Origin of the sequence: Eggerthella sinensis, assembly GCF_003339815.1 — a bacterium.
In the GTDB taxonomy this organism is placed as follows: domain Bacteria; phylum Actinomycetota; class Coriobacteriia; order Coriobacteriales; family Eggerthellaceae; genus Eggerthella; species Eggerthella sinensis.
Map to the genome: position 1 here is coordinate 51,072 of NZ_PPTT01000020.1, position 22,495 is coordinate 73,566.

Here is a 22,495-nt window from a genome sequence, read left to right on the forward strand (position 1 = left end):
TTCTCGGGGGCGTTCGGTACGCTTCCGATGCTACGGGGCAAATATCTACCGGCTGTCTACGTCGCCGCATTCGAGCGAAAATCGGGCGATCACCCGCGCGCCGCCCCCGCCTTCCGTGCCGCTCGGCTCGCGATTTTCCAGCACGAGCCCGCCGCCGTGCTTCTCGCACAGCAGCGACGCGATGTTCAATCCCAGGCCGAAATGGTCGCTCGACGGAGCCTCGCTGAAGAAGGGCGCGCACCCGCGTTCGAGCGCGTCGGGCGAAAAGCCGGGCCCGTCGTCTTCCACTATCAGCACGAGGCTGCCATCCTGCACGTCCATGCGCGCGTCGATGCGGGCGCAGGCGTAACGGGCGGCGTTGCTCAGCAGGTTCTCGGCAACCTCGCCCACGATGGATTGGTCGAGGCGGAGGGCGGGGCGCTCGCGATCGCAGCGCGGGCTGACGGACAGCCCGAACGCGCGCCCGTGTTGCGCGCTCAACGCCACGCCGATGTCGTCTATCATGATGGCTGCGTCGTCGAACGGCACGTCGTGTGCGGTGATGGTGCGATCTTCGAGCTTTTGCAGGCCGCTCATGGCTTCGACGTAACGCTCAAGGCGTTTCACCTGATCGGCCAAGGACGACACCGACGCGGCAAGGCGCTCGGGCGAGGCGTCGCCCGTCTGCAGGTGCGCGTCGAGCAGCTCGATCTTCCCCTTGAGGATGGTGAGCGGCGTGCGCAGGTCGTGCGCGAATGCCGCGTTGAGGCGCTTGCGCTCTTCGGCGGTGCGCCACAGCGAGCGCTGCGACGCAGCCAGCGATGCGCGCATGGTTTCGAACGACGATGCCAGGCGGCCCAGCTCGTCGTCGCGGTCGTACGCCACGACGAAGTCGAGATCCTGATGCGCGATGTTCGAGGCCGCTTCATCGAGCACGGTGAAGCCCGGTTGCAGGCGCTTCTGGAAGAAGCGCCGCGCCGCCGCGAAGATGCACAGGCCGAACCACAGCGGGAACATGAGGAACGTGAGCGTGCCGAACAGGCTGGACAGGAGCAGCGCCTCGTCGGAAGGCGGCGTGGACAGGTAATAGCCTATCGGCGATGTGAGCAGGCCGGATGAGCTTCCGTTGTCGAAAGCGGGGTCGTCGTCGGCCGAGAAGAACGCAGCATAGGGGCTTTCGGGATGCTCCTCGATCCAGGCGTAGAATCGGGCACGCGCCTGCGCGTCGTAGACGGGCAACCCTTCGACGGACAGGTCTTCGGCGGGTAGGTCTTCGTCTTCCGGGGCTTCGATGGTGAGCGCGTCGGAGGTTTCGTCGCTCGACTGAGAGCCGCTCAGGCCGAACGTGACGCTGGTGTATTGGTAGTCGCTCGCGTCGGTAATGCTGGTGAGCGGCGACACGTCGCGCATGGGCAGTGAGGTCATGTCGTCGCGCACCGTCTGTACGAACACGCTGCTGCCGTTCTCATCGATTTCCACGGCGCGCGCCGGCACGAGGGAATCGGTGCTCTCGTCGTACAGGTAGAGGCCGGACATTTCGTAGGCGTCGCGGGTGGCGTCGTTTTGCAGCGAGGCGAATACCGAGGCCGTGGCGCTTGAAACTACGAGCGCGATCAGCAGAAACACCAGCATATACACCATGAACGACGTCTTGAGCGACGCGTTGCGCCAGCTGTGCCGGATGCGGGCGAACACGCTCGGGCGCTCGTCGGGGTGCGGGGCGCGCCCTCCGTCGGGCGATCCCGCTACGCGCGCCATCGGTACCCCATGCCCCACACCGTTTCCACTGGGTCGGGTGCCGCGCCCGCCGTTGCCAGCTTCTTGCGGATGCGGCGGATGTGCTCGGTCACCACCTGCGGGTCGCTTTCGTTTTCCCATCCGCCCACGCGCTCGTGGATGCGCTCGCGCTCGAACACCTGTCCGGGATGCTTCGACAGGAAGGCGACGATGTCGAACTCGCGCCGCGTCAGGTCCACGGGTTGCCCGGCCACCGTAACGATGCGCGTGCGATAGTCGATGACGATATCGCCGTCGAACCGCACCTCGGTCTTGGTTTGCTGGCGGTTCGTGCGCGCAAGATGCGCCTTCACGCGCGCGCCGAGCACGGCGAGCGAAAACGGTTTGAGCACGTAGTCGTCGGCGCCGGCCTCGAAGCCCTCGAGCGCGTCGACGTCTTCTACGCGCGCCGTGAGGAAGATGATGGGGCAGGTGAGGTGCTCGCGCAGGCGGCGGCATACCGTATAGCCGTCCATGAGCGGCATGCCCACGTCAAGCACGATGAGGTCGGGATTCTGCTCGGCGCGCTTGAGCGCGGCCGCGCCGTCGCCGGCGGTGAGCACCTCGTAGCCCAAACCCGTGAAATACTCGTCAAGCAGCGCAACGATTTCCGCCTCGTCGTCCACGACGAGGATGGTGGTGTGCGATGCGCGCTCGGTTTCTCCCACGGTGCTCCCTTCGGTGTGCTGCATGCTGCGCCGGAAGTCTACCATGAGAATGTCAAGAAACGGTCAACGCGCGCGCCGCGTTTCACTCGTTGGTGCCTTCCTTCACGATGAGCACGGGGACGTCGGCGTTGCGCAGCACGAAGCTGCTCACGCTACCCAGCATGCCGCGGAGGGCGCCCAGGCCGCGCGAGCCCATGACGATGAGGTCGCAGCCGTTGTCGACGGCGTACGTCACAATTTGATCGCCGGGGCTGGTTTCTTGCAGCAGCTCCACGTGCACCTTGTTCATCAGGCCCTTGAGCAGGGGGTCGATGCGGCGGCGCAGGCGCTCTTCCGCTTCGGCGGTGACGGCTGCGAACGTGGCTTGGAGCGTTCCCGAGGTGGACACGATCTGCTCGTCGCGCCCTTCGGCTTCCAGCTTGTCGATGGCAAGCTGCTCGGTGTCGATGATGTGGACGATGCGCAGCGTGAGGCCGGGGTCGTCTTTGGCGAAGCGCACCGCTTCCGCAAGCGCCGCCTGAGCCGAGGGCGAACCGTCGTAGGGAACCATGATGTTGTCGTAAAGCATGGCAACTCCTTTTCGCACGCGAGGTGGAACGTTGCCATCAGTATAGCAGCCCGGCGCGCGCGGGGTTTTCGCTGCGGCATCTTGGTTTCAGAGCGTGAAGTAATACGATTCCAGCAGGTAGGACTGCTCGTAGCGCTCGGCAAGCAGCAGGAGGCGGCGCTTGACGGCCTCGCCGGTTGCCTCGCCGCGCCCGAAGCGCGTCATGAGCGTGTCGAACGAGGTGCGCTCGCGCGTGGTGACGTGCGGGGACACGTAGCCCCACACGTGCTGCGCCGCGTTGCGGAACGAGCCGGGGTCTTCGGGCAGGGACAGCGCGCGTTCGGCGGTTTCGTAGAACGGCACGGCGGGGTAGCCGTGCTTGTCTTTGAGCAGTTGGCGAAGGGCCTGGTAGGCGGCCTGATCGTGCTCGAGGATGGCGTACTTGTAGCGCGCCCATTCGCGCTCGAGCGCAGCGATGCCCTCGTGATGCGTGCACAGGATGCACTTGAGGGCCGAAAGGTTCTTGTCCTTCACTTCCAGCATGATGTCGGGGAGCGAGGAGTTGTCGCCGTTTTCGCTCGTCGCGCTGCGAAACGCGACGAGTTCCTGGTAGAACGCGAGGAAGGCGTCGATGCCGATGGTGTCGGCATGGCTGCCCGGCCGGCGCCCCGGCGCCTGTTGCGCGTAGTGCATTTTCTGAGGACCGTCCTGCGCATGCCACGTTGCGCGCGCTTCGTCGAGCAGCTCGAGCCAACCGGGGCTGTCGGGTTCGTGGTTGAGCTCGTGGTGCAGCGTGTCGAACACCACCGGCGCGCCGGTCCGGCGGCTGAGCGCCAGCACGTCGCGCGCGGTGAACAGGCGGTCGTCGTTCTCGATGACGAGCCGGCGGCGCACGGTGGCGGGCAGCGTCTCGTAGGCGCGGGCGAAGCGGTCGAGCGCGGCTTCCTTGTCGCCGTACGCGCCGCCCACGTGCAGCACGATTTTGGCGGTCGCGTCGAGCTCGAGCGCATCGAGGAACGCCGCGTGGTAGACGAGGTCGGCGACGGCGCGCTCGACGACGTCCGCATTGGGCGAGTTCAGCACCGTGTATTGCCCGGGGTGCATGCTGAGGCGCATGCCGTGCGTGCGCGCCGTGCGGCCGAGCGCCGCAAGTTGCGGGGCGAAGTCGGCCGTCCAATCGAGGGTGTTCACGGGACTCGAGCCGAAGGGGATCACGTCCGAGCTGATGCGGAACAGGTTGATGCGGTTGCGCGCGTTGTACGCGAGCGCCACCTCGAGCGCGGCCAGGTTATCGGCGATGACGGCGGCAAGCCGTTCGGGCGTGGCGAGGCGCTGCGTGATGGAGCGCATGGCGGCGCCGGGCACCGCGAGGGTCTTCGAGGCGTAGCCGATGCTCATGCGCGTTCCTTTCCCGGACCGTTTCCGCTGCTTTCGGAAGAGCGTCGATCATACCGCTTCGCGCCCCTCCGGGGGAGAACGCCGGGCCACCGCTTGGAAACGCGCGGGCGACACCTTCATGACCTGCGAAGATTCGATGCTACCATCGGCATTCCCGAGAAGAGGAGCGCCCATGAAGCCGTACTACGAAGGCTGGTACATGAAGCAGCAGCAAGGCGACGACGTGCTGGCCGTCATTCCCGGCCGGGCCACCGATAACGCGTTCATCCAGGTGATCACGCCGCAGGGCGCGCGCTACCTGTCGTACCCGCTCGCGGCGTTCCGTCAGGAGGAGCGCCGTGGCGAAGGCATGGTGATGCATGTGGGCCGCAACCGCTTCTCGCCGCGCGGCATGGACGTTGACGTGCACGAGGGCGGCGTTGACCTGGTGGGACGGCTGCGCTATCGCTCCCTCACGCCGTTGCGCTCCGACATCATGGGCCCCTTCGCCATGCTGCCCATGGAGACGAAGCATACCGTGTTCAGCATGCGCCATCGCGTGAACGGCGAGCTCACGTTGAACGGCGAGACGCACCGCTTCGACGACGGCGTCGGCTACATGGAGGGCGACCGCGGGCACAGCTTTCCGGCAGGGTATACCTGGGTGCAGAGCGGCGAATTCGACAACGGCGCGTCGGTCATGATCGCGGTCGCGCGCATCCCGATTGGCCCGGTGCGGTTCATCGGCTGCATCGCCGTCGTGAACCTCGACGGGTGCGAGTACCGCCTGGCCACGTATCGCGGCGTTCGCATCCTGCACGCCACGTCGTCGCTCGTCGAGCTCGCGCAGGGCGACCTGCGCCTGCGCGTGGACATCTTCGGCGAGGGCGGGCATCAGCTGCAAGCCCCCAACCAGGGCGCCATGCAGCGCGTCATCCGCGAGAGCCCGTCCGTGCCCGCGCACTTCCACTTCGAGCGCCGCGGCCGCACCCTCCTCGACGCCCGCAGCCCCCACACCAGCTACGAATACGTCCCGGAGTAAGGGAGCGATAAAGCGGGCCCGCCGGATTTCCGACGGGCCCGCTTGGGTGGCGCTTGTTACCGCTGCTTGCTGTCGCTTGCTACTCCGGGGTGCCGTCGCCGAACAGGAGCTCGCGCTCGGAGCCCTTGAGCGCGGCACGGGCCTGATCGCGCAGGTTGTTCATGCCGCTGAGGAACTGGCGGTACATGACCACCGTGAGGTAGCGGCCCTTCGGCGTGAGCGTGAGCTCTTCGGCGTTGTCGGTGGCGAACGCCCCGTTCAGGCGCATGAACGCCATTTCCGCAGGCAGGCCGCGCTCGACGCTGCAGCCGAAGTCCTTCGCGAACTGCTTCTTATCCAGGCGCAGCTTGTACAGGTCGAGCAGGAAGCGGTAGCGCATGAGGTCGCGCTTGCTCATCTTCGTCTTGCCCATGATGGACATGCGCCCGCTCTCGATGGCGGCGTTGTAGTCCTTGATGCTGAAGTTGTTGACGTACAGGCATCCGTTGAGGTGCGTGATGGAGCCGCTGCCGATGGCGGGGTACTCGTCGTAGTTCACCTGGTACTCGTCGATTTGCGGCGTGGGGTTCTCGAAGCCGCAGAGCGACGCGCCCTCCTGCCCGGAGCGGGTGAACGTCCACAGCGTGGTGCGTTCGAACAGCGGGTCATCGCCGCCGGCCAGCACGCCGTCGAGGATTTGATAGTAGCGGTGCTCGCGCTCGTAGTCCATCGCGCCCAGCGTGGAAGCCATCTTCCGCGTGGTGGCCGACGACACGTACAGCGGCGAGAACGTGGTCTGACGGCAACCGCTCAGCGCGATTTTCTCGAGGTCGGCCATGAGCACGTCCTCGGTTTGCGAGGGGAAGTTGAAGATCATGTCCACGTTCAGCGAGTCGAAATACGATTCGGCCTCGGCAATGCGCTCGAGGATTTGCTCGCCGCTGCCGTACTTCTCGTAGCGGTCCATCTGCTTGAGCAGGTCGTTGTCGAAGCTCTGCACGCCCACCGATAGGCGCTGCACGCGACCCTTCATCTTGTCGAGCCACGGCTGCGCCAGATGGTTCGGGTTCGTCTCGGAGGCAACTTCCTTGATGTTGAAGTTGTCGCGCGCCAGGTCGAGCGTTTCGCACAGCTCATCGATCATCACCGTCGGCGTGCCGCCGCCCACGTAGATGCTCTCGAAGTCGTAGCCGAGGTCCTTCAGCATCATCATTTCCTTGCGCATGTTCGCGAAGTACGGCTTCGCGATTTCCTCGCGGAAGGGATAGCGGTTGAAGCTGCAGTACGGGCACAGGCGCTCGCAGAACGGCACATGCATGTACAGCATGTAAGGCTGTCCGGGGTTGGCGGGCGGCATCATCGTTTCGGTGGTGGGGTTGAGTGCCAGGTGCTGCTTCGTCATGGTCTTGATCAAGTTGGACAGTATGCGCTCGGATAGCATGAGTCTCCTATTCGCGGATTAATTGTTTCGCGTCATATGGTAATGCTTCTTGGCCGTTTCGCACGCAAAACATCGAACGGCCATCATGAAGTTTGAAGATAGCGCGACGGCAGCAGTGGACGAAAAGAGAGATTGATGGAGAGAGAAAGAAAGCGCCGGAGGTAGGTGAAATACTCACCGTTCGGGCGCTTTCTTGATTGCACTTTACCATACTTGGAGATGTAAACCCTCATTTTATCTGATTCGGATTTTACGATTAACCATTTCAGCTTCGTTCGATCTGACTCCCCCTTTGGGGCATAAACCCCGTGTCATCCTATAAGAGCAGAGGGGTCGCGATGGCAGTCCCTGCGCCCCGCCTGCTGTCCTTTTGGCAGAGATCGCACGATATGAACGATTTGTGCGCCAAGCCAAGAATTGCGACCTGGGGTTTCTCGAAATCGGGGAGGAAAATGCGACCAGATATCGTTCATAACTCGAAATTTCTGCCAAGGCAGGGACGCGGAAACCCATGCTGCCCGCGGGCCCGCGGCGCTTCCGGAAAGGACGGGCTTTCTCCTGTTCCGGCTGCGGTTATGCTCCAAAGGGGGAGTCAGAATGATCGATTCAAAACGGACACGGTTCAGCCGAAGAGTCTTGAATGGAAGACACCGACCGTATGGCAAGCGCGGCGATTCACATACATCAGATGTTTCATGGTTCGCAGTTCACAGCACCATTTCCGAACCTCGCGCTCGATAGCCATATCCGGCAGCTTTTTCATTCTCCGCGCATCGACGTTGAGGTCTGGCGCGATTATGGTCTTTCCCCGGGGCTGTTTCATAGGTGCCATTATATGGCTTTCGAAAGCCGCATCGTCCCCGAAAGGGCTGCTAAGATTTCTTCCCCGATGCGGTTCCCTCAACATGCGTCTCAACACCCTCGAACAATTCCGATGCGGTCATGTTGAGTCCAGCGGCTATTCTCTCGATTGTGTCCAGGGAAATGTTTCTCCGGCCATGCTCAATCTGAATGATGAATGACTTGCTCAGTCCAATCATGAGGGCAAATTTGTTCGTAGAAAGGCCCGCTCGCTCACGCAAGGTCTTCACTCTAGCGCCGAATTCTTTCTTCATCAGTTCGCTCATGGCCACAAGAATATGCTTTCGCGTTCAAGAATCGGTATACTACTGTATACCGATAGGGATCAAGAACGCTGAAATAGCACCAGAGGACTGTGGGTTTTAGGAGGCGAGATGCTGATACGAGACGAGGAAACGAGAGCGCTGCTTCGAATGTTTGGGGAGAACGTTCGAGTGTCGCGAGAGAGTGCAGGTATGTCAGTGGAAGAGCTTGCAGAGCGGATGAAGCAGATAGACAACGAAACAGCGAGGGAGAGCACGCGGGCATATGGGCGCAATATCCGCATTGCCCGTGAAGCTGCTGGGTTGTCGGTCAAAGAGCTGGCAAAGCAAGTTGATATAAGCTCGATCAGAATGCGTTTCATAGAGCGTGACGCGTATCGCTGTAATTTGAGCATCGGTGGGAAGATAGCTTCCTCTTTAGGTGTTGAATTGGCGAGCCTATTCAAGCGATGCTAATCTTGCGGGCGGCTTGCCACCCTTCTTTCAGGTTGCGAGATGCGCTTTGGGGTCTCTCCGAGCGGTGCAGTTCGGCCTTGCTTTCCGGCTTCTTCCTTAGAAATCTATGAGGTCGTGAACCTTCACGCCAAGAGCCTTTGCGATGCGGTAAAGCACGCTTGTGCTGATGTTGGATTTTCCAAACTCGATTCGCGATATGTAGGCCTTGCCCTCAGAGCTGCCGATCATGAGGGCAAGCTTGTCATGCGACAGCTCCTGCTCCAAACGGAGTCTACGTATTTTCATACCGAGCTTTTGTAAGTAGTCCTCTTCCATCTGCTGAGCGATATGCGCTGCAAGCGTCGACAAAACGACATCACACCCTTTTCGCTTTCGGGCGCTTTCTTGTCCTTGGAAAAGAAACAGGCCGCCAGAATCTGGCGGCCTGATCTTATTCGTGGAGCCAACGAGCGGATTCGAACCGCTGACCTACGCATTACGAGTGCGTTGCTCTACCAGCTGAGCCACGTTGGCATACGGCTTCTAAGCGAAGCGCGAGTAAGCAGTATATCCGAACCCTTTCCCTCCCGCAAGGGGGTTCCCGCGAATTTCGCACGCATCCTGTCGGGGATTTTTGAGAACTATCAGGCAAGTTCACCCATCTGGTGTGAAGGGGTGAGGAGGCGTGTTCCTAAACTGGGGGGCAGAAACGGTCTTCGTGGGGAGGGCCGCGTGAATCAACAGGAGGGATCAGCATGGGAACGAACATAGTGACGTTCGATCGTAGGAGCTTCTTGAAGGGCGCGCTCATGGCAAGCGCCGCAACCGCAACGGGTGCGATGCTGGGCGGGTGCAGCCCGCAGCAGGGCGGGGCGTCGTCCGCTGCGGGTGCCGCTTCTGAAGCAGCGCCCATGACGGCGGGTGCGTACGATAAGCTCACGTGGAGTTTCGAGGTTCCCCCGGAGCCGGTGGACGAAAGCGCTATCAAGGAGACCATCACCGACGACGTGATCGTTATCGGCTCGGGCGTGTCCGGGCTGGTGGCCGCGGCGTCTATCCTGGGGCATGGTGGCAGTTGCACGCTGTTCTCGGCCGGCACGAAGGCGGTGTCGCGCGGAGGCTCGAACCATGCGGTGGGCACGAAAACGCAGGCGCGCCTCGGTTTAGACTACACACCCGATACCGTAGCGGCCCATTTCAACAACGAGATCGCGCGCCAGGGATATCGCATGGACTCGCGCAAATGGTGGAAATGGATCAACGAGTCGGGCGAGGCTATGGACTGGATCACCGATATCATGGACAAGGCCGGCTATACCACCACGCTCGAGTTGCCCTTCAGCGATCCGAACGGGACGTTCAGCATCCCTAGCGGCGCGCACAACTTCTACGGCCCCGAGATCGAGAACAGTGCCAATGATGGAGAGCCCCTGCTCACGGCGACGCTTGAGCGTTACATTCTCGACAACGGCGGCTCCATCACGTACAACACGAAAGCCGAATATCTCGTGCGCGAAAACGACAACAGCGGACGCGTGACGGCGGTGGTTGCCACGAATGACGACGGCGACTATCTCAAATACGTGGGCACGAAGGCCATCGTCATGGCAACCGGCGATTTCTCGGGCGATCCCGACATGATGGCGAAGTACTGCAACGCTTTCGCCGATTACGTGGCCGAAGGCGCGGGTGACTACGATGCCGAATTCCAGTTCGGCGGTCTCATGCCGGGCGATGGCCAGAAGATGGGGCTCTGGGTGGGTGCCGCATGGCAGAACACTACGCCAAGCGCGCCGATGATCGGCTGGTACGGGTTCCCGGCACCGTGTTCCGATCAAAACCATCCGGGCATCCTGCTCAACGTGGAAGGCGAGCGCTTTATCAATGAGGACACGACCTCGGTGTATGCGGGGTACGCCATCAGCGGCCAAACCGAGAAGAAGGTGTTCACGGTGTGGGACAGCGCATTCGCCTCCCGTTTCGACTCGTGGGAAGGGCTCGGCAACAACATGGACAACCTGGGCGTCACGCCCGTGAGCGCCGAGGAGAAAGCGGCCGAGTTCGAAGCGGGCGTCAAGGAGAAGACGTACGTGAAGGGCGACACGATTGAGGAAGTGCTCGAGGCGCTTGCGGAGCAGGGCGGCATCGACGTGTCCGTCGCGAAGGCCACCATCGATCAATACAACGCCGACGTCGCCGCCGGTTCGGATCGAAGCTACCACAAGTGCAAAGAGTTCCTCATTCCCATCGAAGAGGGCCCGTTTTACGGGCAGTACAATCAGTTGGGGCCCGCGCAGTTCCTCTGCGTGCTCGGCGGGCTGCGCACCTCGCCGAACTGCGAGGTGCTCGATGAGACGAACGCGCCCATCGAGGGGTTGTACAACGTCGGTTCGATGATGGGCGACACGTTCGGCACGTTCTACAATTTCAGGGTACCGGGGCAGAATCTGGGTATGACCTGCATCACGTTCCCGTACCTGCTGGGCAAGGACCTTGCGGGGAAGTAGATCCTCAGGAGCGCGCGGTGCGAAGCGTGGGATACTGAACATCCTGAATTTCGGCGGAATCGGAGGCGCAAACGAGGGCTTCCGATTCCGCATTTCCTCCGCTTGATGTTCGGCGGAGAAGCAGGGAGTGGGGAGGGGATATGAAAAACCTGATGAGGCGTCGAGGTGCGGTCGTATGGGGGTACGCGCTGCTGCTCGTGTTCTTCGGCTTGTTCACGGGGCGGGTGAACCTGCTATTCTTCGGCGAAAACGTGGACGCGGTGTTTTCCCTGTACGCGCATGCGGCCGAGATCGGGCAGGTGTGCTGCCTGTTTTTGGCGGCGGCGCTCTCGTTTTTCCGACCGCGCGCGGCGGAGCGAATCGTCCCTCATGTGGCGTTCGTGCTGTTGGTTGCGGGATATGCGCTCACGCTGTACCAGGCGGTGGGCAACGATATGCCGCCCGTGTTGTCGGTTGCGGCCGGGGCTCTGTTCGGCGGTGGGCAAGGGGCGTGTTTCCTGTGCTGGTTTATCGTCTATGCGCGTTTGCGCACCGATGAAGTGGTGGGCACGATGGTGGCGAGCACCGTGTTGTCGGGTGTGCTGCTGCTCGTGATTGGCGCGATCCCCGACACGGTGATGCTGTTTAGCGCCTTGTCGGTGGTGGTGGCCGGAGGCGTGGCGCTCATGTATTACTGCTTGGGTTCCATTGCGCCGTGCGGAACGGAAGGCCTTGCTACATCGACGGGTGAAGGTGAGGAGGAAGGTGCTCCCGACGGTGCGTCCGGTAACGCATCGAGTCATCGATTCCGCTCGTGGGCGTTTCTTGAGCGGCGATCACTGCTCTGCCTCGTTGCCATCGCGTTCGTGTGCGGCGCGCAACGCGTGATTTCGCTCGAGGGATTCCTCCCGCAGAGTGCGGTTCAGTCGCTGTTCTCGGTTGGCTACATCGGCGGCGCACTGGTGTTTTGGGCGACGGGGAAGGTTTCAGGGCCGAAAAACACCTTCTACGGCATCTACTCCGCCTTGCTGGTGATCATGGCGACGTGCGGCGTGGCGTCCTCGCTGCAAAGCGTGCCGGTGCAGACCGTCTTGTACGCGGTGGACAACATCGCGTTTACCATCGTGTCGATGTGCATGATTTTGACGGCACTGAAAGCCGTGCGAAGCTTCTGGCGCAACGCGCTGTTTGTGGGCGGCATCATCTGCGGCGTCATGTACTTCGCCATTCAATTCGGGCGCATGGTGTGCATCATGGTATCGGAGACCATCGGCATGGACGCCGTCGGAATTCTCATCGTGTCGGTCATTATCCTGTACGTGGTGGCCCTTGCCGCTATCTCATCGGGGCTGTTCTTCCGACAGGCCGTCAAGGGCGGCGGCGTGATGGAGCCTGCCAGCGCATCGCACGCCGAAGCGGACGAGGACCCGAAACGCCGCGTCATCATTTCGGTTGCGAGCGTTACGGAAGACGAACTGCGCGAAAACCCGGTGTACCGAACGCAATACAAATTGACGGATCGCGAAATCGACGTGACCGTGCTGCTGCTTGCGGGGTACAACTCCACCGATATCGCGAAGATCCTCACCTTATCGGTGAACACGGTGAAGACGCACCTCAAAAACCTCTACGCGAAGATGGGCGTGCATAACCGCCGCGAGCTCATAGGGCTGCTGAACGAGATCGAGGGGGAACAGTGATGTGGGATGCAAGGACGCAAGCTGCGGAATCCGCGCGTGCAGCCTGGCAAGCGCAGCGAGCGTCGATGGTTGCCGCCGGTGCGGAACGCGAAGCGGAACGTCTGAAAAGTGCCTGCGAATCGGTGCTGCAAGCCTGCGCGACGGGGATGCCGTTGCGCCATCTGAGCGCGTGCGCTGTCGTGTCGGATGCGGGCACGGTTGATCTGACCGGGCGCGTCGTGCAGCAACGACAGGGGCGGTTTCCGTACTATCGCCGCGGATTCGACCGCGCCTTTATCGACGATTACACGTTCGAGGGGCGTCGGCTGCTCGTGGGTGGTACGGGTGTCGTGGCAACGCGCGACGGAGCGCTCGTGGTAGTTGAAGCTCGGGGACGGTTCTCGGTTTCGCGCTTGTACCACGTTGTCGAACCGGACGAAGAAGACTTCGCGTATGTGCGCGAGGCGTTGCGTGGAATTGACGCGGCGCGGCTAGCGCGTGGCACGAACGCAGTGCGCTCCGTTGCGCTTGCCGACCTGCGCAGCGCTGTTTTGCCCTGGCCCGAGCCCGAGGTGCGTGCGCGCTTTGTGGATGCAACGGCGCGTTGCGATGCCTGCGGCGCTCGCGAGCTCAAGCGTTTGCTCGTTGCGGCGTGGATGCTCGAAGCTCATGCGATCGATCGGCTTGAAGATGCGCCGGTACGCTCGATTCCGGCAGCGGAAGGCGGCTTGGGCTGCGGCGGCGACCGGGATGCTCGCGCATGGGACGATGGCGTGGTTGCGCTTGCCGAAGGTCTGCTCGATGCGATGACCGACGCTTCGGCTACCCCGCTTGATGTGGTGGCCGCGACGAGCGACCTCTCCCGTCACCCGTGTGGTCAGAGGAGGGCAGTCTGCGTCTGCTTCCCTCCATCGTGTGTTGGCAGGCGCGATGCCTGGAGCGATGCGCCGCTCGACGAATCCGACCCCCGTTGGGTGCTCGGTGTTCCGCCGCGCACCCGGGCAAGCTATGCGTGGGTGCAGCAGACGATTGCCGCCATGGATGAAACCGGGTGCGCGCTTCTGCTGCTCGACAACGCGCCGCTTCATGCGAGTGCGGGGCGCGACGCTGCCGCACGCCGCGCGTGGGCCGAAAGCGGGCTGGTGGAAGCGGTGGTGGCGTTGCCGGGCGGCGTGTTTCCCGACGGGCGCCCGCCGGCGTCGTTCGTTCTGATGCGTAAGGGTCGTTCGGTCGGCGCGCCCACGCTGTTCATCGACGCGCAGACGTGTGGCCGGACGACGGCGTTTTCGCAGAGAGGTGCGGAACGCCGCCTTCCTTATGCGGTAGTCGAGCGCATCGTGGAAGCCTATGCCTCATGGAAGGCGGGGGCGAATACGGCGGTAGCTGGTACGGCGGAGGGTTTCTCCTGTCGCGCTGCATCGGTAGCCGAAGTCGCGGCGCACGACGGTCTGCTCACTGCATGGACGTACGTGAGCTCCTAACAGCCACCCGCCCCCCCCCCTATCCTACGCCGGGGGGAACCTTACTACCAGGTACACGCCGGCGATCAAGATGGTGAGCAGCATGATGGGGAAGCCGGTTTTGAAGAAGGTGGCGAACGATATCTCGTAGCCATGTTTCTTGCTGATGTCGGACAGCACCACGTTCGCGCTTGCGCCGATGAGCGTGCCGTTGCCGCCCAGGCAGGCGCCCAGCGACACGGCCCACCACAGCGGCGTGACGTCCATGCCGGTGGCCTCCATGGCCAGCAGGATGGGGATCATCGTGGCCACGAACGGGATGTTGTCGAGGAAGCTGGAAATCACGGCCGAGCCGATGAGCAGCACCAACATGGTGATGAACACGTTGCCCCCGGTCATGTCGATCAACCCGTTCGCCAACATGCCGATGACGCCCGTCTCGGCCAGCGCGCCCACGATGACGAACAGGCCGGCGAAGAACGACAGCGTGGTCCACTCCACGTTCGACAGCGCTTCCTCGATGCTCTCGCCCGAGATGAGCATGATGATGCCGGCGGCGCCGAGCGCGATGATGCACGACTCGAGCCCCAGCGCGCCGTGCGCCATGAAGCCCACCACCACGAGCGCCGTCATGACCACGCTCTGCTTGAGCAGGCGTTGATTCTTGATCTGCGCGTGCTCGTCAAGCTCCATGATGCGCGAGCGATGCTCGTCGTCCACGTGCATCTTGCGGCCGTACATGAAGTAGAACACCACCAGCACCGCAGCCAGGATGATGACCACGGCGGGCGCGTCGTATAGGATGAAATCGAAGAACGAGTACCCGGCAGCCGAGCCGATCATGATGTTCGGCGGGTCGCCGATGAGCGTGGCGGTGCCGCCGATGTTCGACGCGAGGATCTCGGTCATGAAGAACGGGATGGGGTTGATGTCGAGCAGCTTGCACACGGTGAGGGTCATGGGGCCGATGAGCAGCACGGTGGTCACGTTGTCGAGGAACGCGGAAAGCACGGCTGTGAGCAGCACGAACAACAGCATGATCTTCCACGGGTCGCCCTTGGCCAAGCGCGCGCACTTGATGGCCAGAAACTCGAACACGCCCGACAGCTTCACTACCGACACGAACAACATCATGCCCAGCAGCACGCCCAGCGTGTTGAAGTCGATGTGCTCCATGGCAGCGTCGAACGGCATGACGTGCAGTGCCAGCACCAGCATAGCGCCCGTGATGGCGGCGAGCGAGCGGTGCAGCTTCTCGGTCATGATGGCAAGCATGACGATGACGAATACGGCAATGGCGACGATCTGGTTAACGTCCATAAAGCACCGCCTGACGCGGTAGTGTTTGTGCAAACGCCACGAAGAACCCCTCTGCTTGACGAGGTCGCGCTTGTGCACGGCCCATGCGCCTAACTATACCAATATGCCAGGTGATGGAACAGTAGTTTTCGGCGACAGTTGTCGCCCTCGCCGCGACAAAGCGGGGGTCCCGTTCCCGTTGCGGCAGGCAGCGCAGCAGGCGACGCGGCTACGAAAGCGGGTAGCTGAGCAGCTCGTCCATGGTGATGAAGCGGTAGCCCTGCGCCTTGAGGTAGGGAAGGGCGTCCCTGAGCGCCTGAACCGTTTGCGAACGGTCGCCGCCGCCGTCGTGCATGAGCACGATGGCGCCCGGCCACGCGTTCTTGATCTGGTCGGCGATGGGCCCGACGCCGGGGCGGCGCCAGTCCTGCGAGTCGATGTTCCAGCCGATTTCGGCGGTGACGAGGGGTCCGACGTTGCGCATGACGTCTTCGCCATAGTTGCCGCCGGGCGTGCGGAACACGTGGCTGGCCTCGGCGCCGGTGGCCGCCTCGATGGCTTCGTAGCCCTTCTGCACTTCGGCCACCTGATCCTCGGCCGTCATGTAGCCCAGGTTCACGCTCTGCCCGTCGCCCGCAGCGTGATCGAAGGTGTGCGTGCAAATCTGGTGCCCTTCGGCCGCCGCGCGTTTCACCAGGTCAACACCTTCGCCGTTGATGCGGTCGCCCACGGTGAAGAACGTGGCTTTGGCACCGAACTCGGACAGCGTGTCGAGGATGGCGGCGGTGGAGTCGCTCCAGGGGCCGTCATCGAACGTGAGGGCCACCACTTTGTCGTCGCCGACCTCGGGCGACACGTTGCGGCGCACGGGGTTGACGGGGTTTTGCAGCATTTCTTCGGCGACGAGGCCCGATAGGGTGCCGGTTTTCGTGCGCTTCGTGCCATCCGCGCCGTCGCCCTCAATAATATGGATAGGTCCGTTGCCCTCCTCCTCGAAGGAGTACGGGATGGCCACTTCGGCAACCTCGGACGGTTCCTCGATGGGGTTGCCGTCGCCGAGTTCCACCACGTCGCCGCTCGCAAGCTTCGTCGTTGTGTCGGTGGTGGCTTCGCCGTTGATGGTGGCGTGGAACGGCTCGCCCTTGCCCTCTTCGATCACGCTGCCGTCGACGGCCACGAGGTCGCCCGGCTTCGGCTTGATGCCGGTGGCGTGCAGGGCGTCGCCGAGGGTTTTGTCGCCTCCCACGTTGACGCTGCTTCCGTTGAGCGTGATGGCGGCCGGCAGGCTCTGCACGAACAGGACGCCGCCGCCCACGAGAGCAACCAGTACGAGAACGGCGAGTGCGATGGCGAGAGGGATGCGCGACGTGCGCTTCGGCGGCGCGGTAGCGATGCGGCGATAACGGTCGCGATCCTGGTAAGGAGAAGCCGCGCTGTACGTGGGTGTTGAAGCGCGATGATGAACGTGCGTGCTTGTGGGGCGCACGTACTCTGAACGGCGAGGCTCGTGGCCGCCGCTCTCATGCGTGGGGAACAAGTCGTCGAAACTGCGCTCGGTCATACCCTTCCTCGGTTGAAGCCGTTGTGCGGATGTGCGCTGCGGCACGCGGCCGCGCTACCAACATACCGTACGAGAGGAGAACTATCAAATTGCCCCGGTGGACGTCATACGTATCTTCTACCAAGAGTTGAAGGTTGCACCAAGACGAAAGGGGTCACCGTTACCGCGCTGTCACATACTGAAAATTGTATGGAGGGCAGGTGTCAGTGCGGGCAGGGGCGTCTCGCGAGGTGCGGTGCTGCGCTTATACTGAACGCAACGTGATCGAAAGGAATGATCTATGGGTTTGCAGTTCGTCGGCGCCCGCGCCGTCAGCGCCGTTTCAACGTGGGGGCTCAAGAACGTGTTCCACCGTCCCGCCGCGAACTTCCCCGGCAAAATCGCGCTGTACGTGGACCCCCACCTCATAGCGAACCTGGCGCCGAAGCTGCAAAAGGGCTCCATATGCGTCGTGGGCACGAACGGCAAAACCACGGTGACGAATCTGTTGGCCGACGCCCTCGAGCTGGCCGGGAACCGCGTGGTGTGCAACCGCACCGGCGCGAACCTCGACTCGGGCGTGGCAACCTCGCTGCTGCACGCGGGCCCGTCCGAATGGGGCGTGTTCGAGAGCGATGAGCTGTGGTTGGCGAAGATTCTGCCGCAGCTGCAGGCCACCTACGTGGTGCTGCTCAACCTGTTCCGCGATCAGCTTGACCGTGTGGGCGAAATCGACCGCATCCAGGACAGCATCGTGGGCGCGCTTGAGAAGTCGCCGAACACCGTGCTCGTGTACAACGCCGACGACCCGCTGTGCACCGCCATCGCGGATCGCGCGGCGAATCGCTCCGTCGCGTTCGGCGTGAACGAAGACCTCGGCCTTCCGCAGAATTCGGTGGCCGACGCGCAGATGTGTCAGCGCTGCTCCACCATGTTGGAGTACGCGTACCGCCAGTACGGGCAGTTGGGCGCCTTCTCATGCCCGACGTGCGGTTTCGCGCGCCCCGCGCTCGAGTACGCCGCCACGAACGTGCACCTCGGCCTCGACGGCCTGTCCTTCGACGTGTTCGACGAAACCATCAGCGCATCCTACACCGGCGCCTACATGGTGTACAACCTGCTGGCGACGGCCGCCGCAGCCGACCTGTGCGGGTGTCCGCTGCCCTCGCTGCAGAAGGCTATCGACGTGTTCGACCCGCAGAACGGACGCCTGCAAACGTTCGACATCGCGGGCCGTCGCGTGCTGCTGAACTTGGCGAAGAACCCCACCGGCTTCAACCAGAACCTCAAGATCGTGGCGCAGGACCCGGGCGACAAGGTGGTGGCCTTCTTCGTGAACGACAAGGAGGGCGACGGCCGCGACGTGTCGTGGCTCTGGGACATCGACTTCGAAGAGCTGGCCGAAGACGAAGCCAACCTCACCGTGTTCGCCGGCGGCATCCGCGCCAACGACATGCAGGTGCGTCTCAAGTACGCGGGTATCGACGCCCAGGTGGTGGAAGACGCCGACGACCTGCTGGCGAAGATCAAGGGACTCCCGGCCACCCAAAACGCCTACCTGATAGCCAACTACACCGCCCTGCCCCCCGTGCACAGCGTGCTGACCGCGCAAGCTGAGGGGTCCCCCAGCACTCCTGGCGCGGTGGATGACGCAGGGACCAGCCGCGCGGACTCCGCGCCGAAAGACGCTCCCGCAGGTTCACCTGCAGGCGCGGAGGGCTCCTCATCCGTCGCAAGCGCCCCGTGCGCGGCAGAAAACAGGGACCCCCTTGTGATCGCGCACCTCTTCCCCGACCTGCTCAACCTCTACGGCGACGGCGGCAACGTGCGCATTCTCGAGCAGCGGCTTCGTTGGCGGGGCGTGCCCGTGGAGGTCAAGCGCGTCAACCATGGCGAAACCATCGACCTCGCCGGCGTCGACCTCGTCATGCTGGGCGGCGGCCCCGACCGCGAGCAGCGGCTTGCCTCGGCGGAGCTCATGGGCATGCGCGAGCAGCTGCACGACTACGTGGAGGACGGCGGCGTGCTGCTGGCCATCTGCGGCGGCTACCAAATCCTCGGGCGCGAATGGCTGCTCGGCGACGAGGTAGTGAAGGGTCTGGGCATCGTCGACATGACCACCGAGCGCGCCGCGGGCGGCTCGGGCGATCGCCTCATCGACAACATCGTGCTGCGCTCGCCGTTGGCGCAGCGTCCCGTGGTGGGCTACGAAAACCATGCGGGCCGCACGCATCTCGGCGCGGACGTCGAGCCCTTCGGCACGGTTTCGTCCCCTACGGGGCACGGCAACAACGACGCCGACAAGCAGGACGGCGTGCGCTACCGAAACGTGGTGGGCACGTACCTGCACGGCCCGCTGCTGGCGAAGAACCCCGAGGTTGCCGATGATCTGCTGAGCCGCGCGCTCGACCGTCTCGCGGCGCGCACGAACACCCCGCGCATCGAGCTGACACCGCTCGACGACACGGTGGAGCAGAACGCGAACGACGCCATGGCGAAGAAGCTGGGCGCACGATCGTAGCAGCTCGGAGGCCTGTGGGCTTTTCCTAGGAAACCGATGGAGGCGGTTGCGCGCGTGTCGCACTGCCTCCACAATGGCTTCATGGACAATAAACGCAGCAGTCAAACGCGCCCCACGCGCTCCACGAATCCCCGCTCCCGTCAGGCTGAACCGGGCCGTCGCCCCAGCGTCCACGGAGAGCCCACTCCCACGCCCCGCCGCGTGTCGCGCGGCGACTACGAGCGCACCCGCTCGCGCAAGCGCCGCCGTACCTTGGTTATCGCGCTCGCCGTGGTCGGCGTGCTCGTGCTGGGCGGCGCCGGCGCCGCATTCGCTTACTACCAGGTGCTTTCGGGCAACCTCCACGACGGCGTCAGCGATGAGCTGCGCAACGCGCTCGTGGAAACCGACCTCGCGAACGAACCTTTCTACATCCTGCTCATGGGCACCGACGGGTCGAACGACCGCGAGGCGTCCCAGGAGTTCGCGGGCGACCAATTCCGCAGCGACAGCATCATCCTCGCGCGCATCGACCCGGTGAACAAGAAGGCCACCCTCGTGTCCATCCACCGCGATACGCTGGTTGACATGGGCGAATACGGGCAGAACAAGCTGAACGCCGCGCACGCCATCGGGGGCGCCGCGCTCACGGTCGAAACGGTGTCGAAGCTGGCCGGCGTGCCCATCTCGCACTATGCGGAAATCAACTTCGACGGCTTCAAGGATGTCGTCGACGCGCTCGGCGGCGTCGAGGTGGACGTGCCCATGGAAATCGACGACGAGGACGCCGGCGGCCATCTCGATGCCGGCCTGCAAACCCTCAGCGGCGACCAGGCGCTCATCCTGTGCCGTTCGCGCCACGCCTACGACGAGTACGGCGACGGCGACTCGTACCGCGCGGCGAACCAGCGCCTCGTGCTGAGCGCCATCGCGAAAAAGATTCTTGCGGCCGATGTGGGCACCATGGCATCCACCGTGCAGGCGCTGTCGCAGTACGTCACCACCGACCTCGAAATCACCGACATCGTCGGCCTTGCGCAGACCATGCAGGGGCTCGATCCGTCAACCGATATCTACTCGGCCATGGAGCCCACCACGTCGGAGTACATCAACGACATCTGGTACGAAATCAACAACGTGAGCGAATGGAAAACCATGATGTCGCGCGTTGATCAGGGCCTTCCTCCTACCGACGAAGACGTGGTTGACGAGATGTCCGGCACCGTGCTGGCCACCACCGGCAGCGGCGAGACGCATTCGAGCACGAACGAGGACGGCACGCAGAAGACCACGAAGCATACGGGCAACGTGGCGGTGCGCAACGGCAACGGCATCACCGGCGCAGGCACCGAGGCCACAACGCGCATCGAGACGCTGGGATACACCGTGGAATCGGGCAACGCCGACACCTTCGACTACCCCAAGACGCTCGTCATCTACGACGACAGCAGCAAGGCCTCGCAGGCGAAGGATATCGCAAGCGCCCTCGGCGTGGGCACGGCCATGGTCAACGACGGTTCGTACGTGTTCGAAGCCGACTTCCTCGTGGTGCTGGGCGCCGACTGGAAGTAGCTAGAGGCTCGGCGTCCAATCGTTCAGCAACAGTCCCTTGATCAGGCCGAGCACGAGAATGTGCGCGGGATAGTACGCGTAGAAGAGCCACTTCATCGGGCGGCCGCGCGAGCCGTTGTACGACAGCAGCAGCGGAATGGTGGCCGTGCATCCCAGGAGCGGGTACAGCGCGAACGGCAGCAGCTCGAGGTCGAAGCCGGCCATGAAATTGGACAGGGCGGGCAGCCCGTCGCCCAAAATGGGCACGAGCAGCGGCAGGATGACGCGCTGGCGGCGGTCGGGAATCACGCGCATCATGAGAATCATGAGCGGTCCGAGAATGCCCCAATCGCAGAACGCGCTGAGCGCCGTGAGCGCCGCCGCGCACAGCCAGAATCCGCCGCGGTTGTCCATATTGTCGTACAAATAAAGCAGCGCAAGGCCGATGAGCAGCGTGAACAGCACGTTGAAGTTGTGCGACAGAAACAGCGTGTACGGCACCTGCGAAATGAGGGCGAACACGAACAGGCGCGAGGCGTACCGCTTGATATTCGAGGTGTGGTTATACCCCTCCACCAGCAAAAACGCCATGATGGGGAAGGTGAGGCCGCCGAAACCGAACAGCACGCACAGCGCTTCGGTGGGCAGATACGGGTAGAACAGGTAGCAGAAGTGGTTGAACGTCATGCCGATGATGGCCACGACTTTGAGCGTGAACGAAGAAACGCCCGCGCGCGGAGTGGTGTCTGCTATGCTCGAAGGTGCGTTCATGGCGCTTTAGTATACTGCGAGAGAGCGATGTATCGAAGGCTGAGAGGCGAGGAGGCGGCGTGACGCGCACGAATTCCACGGGAACGCTTGAGGCGGACAGGGGGCTGGCGCGAAACCATCGCGTGGCCGTGTTCGTCGCGGCCCTCGTGGCGATGGCGGCGTGCTTCGCGCTGCTGCCGGGCGCGACGCTGAGCGACTCGCTCGTGCAAACTGCGGCCCTCGCGGCGATAGCGGTGGCGGCCGTGGGGGTTTCGCGCCCGGCGGCGCTCGGCGGGTTGCGTGCGCGTCCGATGGGGAAGCGCCGCGGCTTCGGGCCGTGGATTGCGTACGTGCTGCTCGTGGGCGTGGTGGGAGGCGCGGCCGCGTTCGCCCTGACACCTGAGCGCGACGCGTTCGGCGTCGCGCCGGCGCTGGTGGCGCAGGTTGTTGCACTCTGCCTGCTCACGGGCGTGTTCGAGGAAGGCGTGTTCCGCGTGCTGGCCGTGGATGCGTTCGCTCCCGCGCTCGGCGGAGGGCAGCGGGGCGCGCTTGCGGCGGCCGCGGTGTCATCGGTGCTGTTCGGCGCGCTCCACGTGTCCCTGGGCGATTCCGCCTCGGCCGTCGGCGCCGTGGCCGTTGCGCAGACCATCCTCAAGCCCGTGCAAGCGGCTCTCTTCGGCTTCTTCATGGCGGCGCTCTACGTTGCAGCCCGCAACCTGTGGCAGCTCGCCGCCGTGCACGCCGCGTTCAACCTCGCCTACACCGGCCCGCTGCTGCTGATGGGCGGCTTCCAGCAAACCTACGTCACCGGCGACCCGCTCGACCTCGCCCTCCTCGCCGCAACCACGCTGCTGCTCATCCC

The 22,495-nt window shown here is 63.4% G+C and carries 18 protein-coding genes and 1 tRNA gene; 8 read left to right on the plus strand and 11 right to left on the minus strand.

Going from position 1 to position 22,495, the window contains the following annotated elements; genetic code table 11:
- Positions 1 to 45: 45 nt before the first annotated feature.
- The 4 genes from C1876_RS11635 to uvsE form a co-directional block, all read right to left on the minus strand.
- A complete protein-coding gene (locus C1876_RS11635; RefSeq protein WP_114546898.1) occupies positions 46 to 1,737 on the minus strand; it encodes a HAMP domain-containing sensor histidine kinase in 1,692 nt (563 codons plus the stop codon).
- Complete coding sequence (locus C1876_RS11640; RefSeq protein WP_227112512.1) at positions 1,725 to 2,423, minus strand: response regulator transcription factor; 699 nt, start codon at positions 2,421 to 2,423, stop codon at positions 1,725 to 1,727. Before C1876_RS11640 ends, C1876_RS11635 begins: the two co-directional genes overlap by 13 nt.
- Before the next feature lie 82 nt (positions 2,424 to 2,505).
- Complete coding sequence (locus tag C1876_RS11645) at positions 2,506 to 2,991, minus strand: universal stress protein (RefSeq protein ID WP_114546899.1); 486 nt, start codon at positions 2,989 to 2,991, stop codon at positions 2,506 to 2,508.
- Between the two features lie 87 nt (positions 2,992 to 3,078).
- Entirely contained in the window at positions 3,079 to 4,368 is a 1,290-nt protein-coding gene (uvsE, locus tag C1876_RS11650; RefSeq protein ID WP_114546900.1) for a UV DNA damage repair endonuclease UvsE, read from the minus strand.
- Between the two features lie 172 nt (positions 4,369 to 4,540).
- Between uvsE and C1876_RS11655 the strand changes: the two genes are divergently transcribed.
- The gene (locus C1876_RS11655) at positions 4,541 to 5,389 is read left to right on the plus strand and encodes a stress response protein nst1 (RefSeq protein ID WP_114546901.1); all 849 of its coding nucleotides are present in this window, start codon (positions 4,541 to 4,543) and stop codon (positions 5,387 to 5,389) included.
- A gap of 79 nt (positions 5,390 to 5,468) precedes the next feature.
- Here C1876_RS11655 and C1876_RS11660 read toward each other — a convergent pair whose 3' ends face one another.
- Positions 5,469 to 6,809, minus strand: coding sequence for a coproporphyrinogen III oxidase family protein (locus tag C1876_RS11660; protein WP_114546902.1), 1,341 nt, complete (start codon positions 6,807 to 6,809; stop codon positions 5,469 to 5,471).
- Between the two features lie 872 nt (positions 6,810 to 7,681).
- Positions 7,682 to 7,936: a helix-turn-helix domain-containing protein gene (locus C1876_RS11665; RefSeq protein WP_148707947.1), complete on the minus strand. Its 255-nt coding sequence runs from the start codon at positions 7,934 to 7,936 to the stop codon at positions 7,682 to 7,684.
- 189 nt (positions 7,937 to 8,125) lie between these two features.
- Here C1876_RS11665 and C1876_RS11670 point away from each other — a divergent pair, with 189 nt between their 5' ends.
- Positions 8,126 to 8,389, plus strand: coding sequence for a helix-turn-helix transcriptional regulator (locus C1876_RS11670; RefSeq protein ID WP_148044519.1), 264 nt, complete (start codon positions 8,126 to 8,128; stop codon positions 8,387 to 8,389).
- 96 nt (positions 8,390 to 8,485) lie between these two features.
- Here C1876_RS11670 and C1876_RS11675 read toward each other — a convergent pair whose 3' ends face one another.
- Together C1876_RS11675 and C1876_RS11680 are read right to left on the minus strand one after the other, a co-directional pair.
- A complete protein-coding gene (locus C1876_RS11675; protein WP_114546904.1) occupies positions 8,486 to 8,737 on the minus strand; it encodes a helix-turn-helix domain-containing protein in 252 nt (83 codons plus the stop codon).
- A gap of 89 nt (positions 8,738 to 8,826) precedes the next feature.
- Positions 8,827 to 8,902 (minus strand) — tRNA-Thr (locus tag C1876_RS11680).
- Positions 8,903 to 9,123: 221 nt separating this feature from the next.
- Here C1876_RS11680 and C1876_RS11685 point away from each other — a divergent pair.
- From C1876_RS11685 to C1876_RS11695, 3 genes are all read left to right on the plus strand, one after another.
- Positions 9,124 to 10,875 carry an FAD-binding protein gene (locus C1876_RS11685; protein WP_114546913.1) on the plus strand — a complete coding sequence of 584 codons (1,752 nt, stop codon included), beginning with the start codon at positions 9,124 to 9,126 and terminating at the stop codon, positions 10,873 to 10,875.
- 140 nt (positions 10,876 to 11,015) lie between these two features.
- The gene (locus C1876_RS11690; protein WP_114546905.1) at positions 11,016 to 12,554 is read left to right on the plus strand and encodes a helix-turn-helix transcriptional regulator; all 1,539 of its coding nucleotides are present in this window, start codon (positions 11,016 to 11,018) and stop codon (positions 12,552 to 12,554) included.
- Positions 12,554 to 14,014, plus strand: coding sequence for an N-6 DNA methylase (locus C1876_RS11695; protein ID WP_114546906.1), 1,461 nt, complete (start codon positions 12,554 to 12,556; stop codon positions 14,012 to 14,014). The genes C1876_RS11690 and C1876_RS11695 overlap by 1 nt, the downstream gene beginning before the upstream one ends.
- A 24-nt stretch (positions 14,015 to 14,038) precedes the next feature.
- Here C1876_RS11695 and C1876_RS11700 read toward each other — a convergent pair whose 3' ends face one another.
- Complete coding sequence (locus C1876_RS11700) at positions 14,039 to 15,313, minus strand: ArsB/NhaD family transporter (RefSeq protein WP_114546907.1); 1,275 nt, start codon at positions 15,311 to 15,313, stop codon at positions 14,039 to 14,041.
- Positions 15,314 to 15,521: 208 nt separating this feature from the next.
- On the minus strand, positions 15,522 to 16,853 hold the full coding sequence (locus C1876_RS11705; protein ID WP_244910130.1) for a polysaccharide deacetylase family protein: 1,332 nt from the start codon (positions 16,851 to 16,853) through the stop codon (positions 15,522 to 15,524).
- 280 nt (positions 16,854 to 17,133) lie between these two features.
- Between C1876_RS11705 and C1876_RS11710 the strand changes: the two genes are divergently transcribed.
- Entirely contained in the window at positions 17,134 to 19,353 is a 2,220-nt protein-coding gene (locus C1876_RS11710) for a MurT ligase domain-containing protein (protein WP_114546908.1), read from the plus strand.
- Between the two features lie 36 nt (positions 19,354 to 19,389).
- Positions 19,390 to 20,904, plus strand: coding sequence for an LCP family protein (locus tag C1876_RS11715; RefSeq protein ID WP_244910131.1), 1,515 nt, complete (start codon positions 19,390 to 19,392; stop codon positions 20,902 to 20,904).
- Here C1876_RS11715 and C1876_RS11720 read toward each other — a convergent pair whose 3' ends face one another.
- Positions 20,905 to 21,654: a TraX family protein gene (locus C1876_RS11720; RefSeq protein WP_114546910.1), complete on the minus strand. Its 750-nt coding sequence runs from the start codon at positions 21,652 to 21,654 to the stop codon at positions 20,905 to 20,907. It lies immediately after the preceding gene.
- 59 nt (positions 21,655 to 21,713) lie between these two features.
- On the opposite strand from C1876_RS11720, the gene C1876_RS11725 reads away from it, so the two are divergent.
- A partial coding sequence (locus tag C1876_RS11725; protein WP_148707948.1) for a CPBP family intramembrane glutamic endopeptidase occupies positions 21,714 to 22,495 on the plus strand: 782 nt, incomplete at its 3' end.

What these genes read in the sequence shown, in the direction of transcription:
- C1876_RS11660 (WP_114546902.1), bottom strand. Translation starts at nt 6,809, where the DNA reads ATGCTATCCGAGCGCATACTGTCCAACTTGATCAAGACCATGACGAAG.
- C1876_RS11655 (WP_114546901.1), top strand. Translation starts at nt 4,541, where the DNA reads ATGAAGCCGTACTACGAAGGCTGGTACATGAAGCAGCAGCAAGGCGAC.
- C1876_RS11720 (WP_114546910.1), bottom strand. Translation starts at nt 21,654, where the DNA reads ATGAACGCACCTTCGAGCATAGCAGACACCACTCCGCGCGCGGGCGTT.
- C1876_RS11635 (WP_114546898.1), bottom strand. Translation starts at nt 1,737, where the DNA reads ATGGCGCGCGTAGCGGGATCGCCCGACGGAGGGCGCGCCCCGCACCCC.
- C1876_RS11685 (WP_114546913.1), top strand. Translation starts at nt 9,124, where the DNA reads ATGGGAACGAACATAGTGACGTTCGATCGTAGGAGCTTCTTGAAGGGC.
- C1876_RS11645 (WP_114546899.1), bottom strand. Translation starts at nt 2,991, where the DNA reads ATGCTTTACGACAACATCATGGTTCCCTACGACGGTTCGCCCTCGGCT.
- C1876_RS11715 (WP_244910131.1), top strand. Translation starts at nt 19,390, where the DNA reads ATGGAGGCGGTTGCGCGCGTGTCGCACTGCCTCCACAATGGCTTCATG.
- C1876_RS11695 (WP_114546906.1), top strand. Translation starts at nt 12,554, where the DNA reads ATGTGGGATGCAAGGACGCAAGCTGCGGAATCCGCGCGTGCAGCCTGG.
- uvsE (WP_114546900.1), bottom strand. Translation starts at nt 4,368, where the DNA reads ATGAGCATCGGCTACGCCTCGAAGACCCTCGCGGTGCCCGGCGCCGCC.
- C1876_RS11710 (WP_114546908.1), top strand. Translation starts at nt 17,134, where the DNA reads ATGGGTTTGCAGTTCGTCGGCGCCCGCGCCGTCAGCGCCGTTTCAACG.
- C1876_RS11705 (WP_244910130.1), bottom strand. Translation starts at nt 16,853, where the DNA reads ATGACCGAGCGCAGTTTCGACGACTTGTTCCCCACGCATGAGAGCGGC.
- C1876_RS11665 (WP_148707947.1), bottom strand. Translation starts at nt 7,936, where the DNA reads ATGAGCGAACTGATGAAGAAAGAATTCGGCGCTAGAGTGAAGACCTTG.
- C1876_RS11690 (WP_114546905.1), top strand. Translation starts at nt 11,016, where the DNA reads ATGAAAAACCTGATGAGGCGTCGAGGTGCGGTCGTATGGGGGTACGCG.
- C1876_RS11700 (WP_114546907.1), bottom strand. Translation starts at nt 15,313, where the DNA reads ATGGACGTTAACCAGATCGTCGCCATTGCCGTATTCGTCATCGTCATG.
- C1876_RS11670 (WP_148044519.1), top strand. Translation starts at nt 8,126, where the DNA reads ATGTCAGTGGAAGAGCTTGCAGAGCGGATGAAGCAGATAGACAACGAA.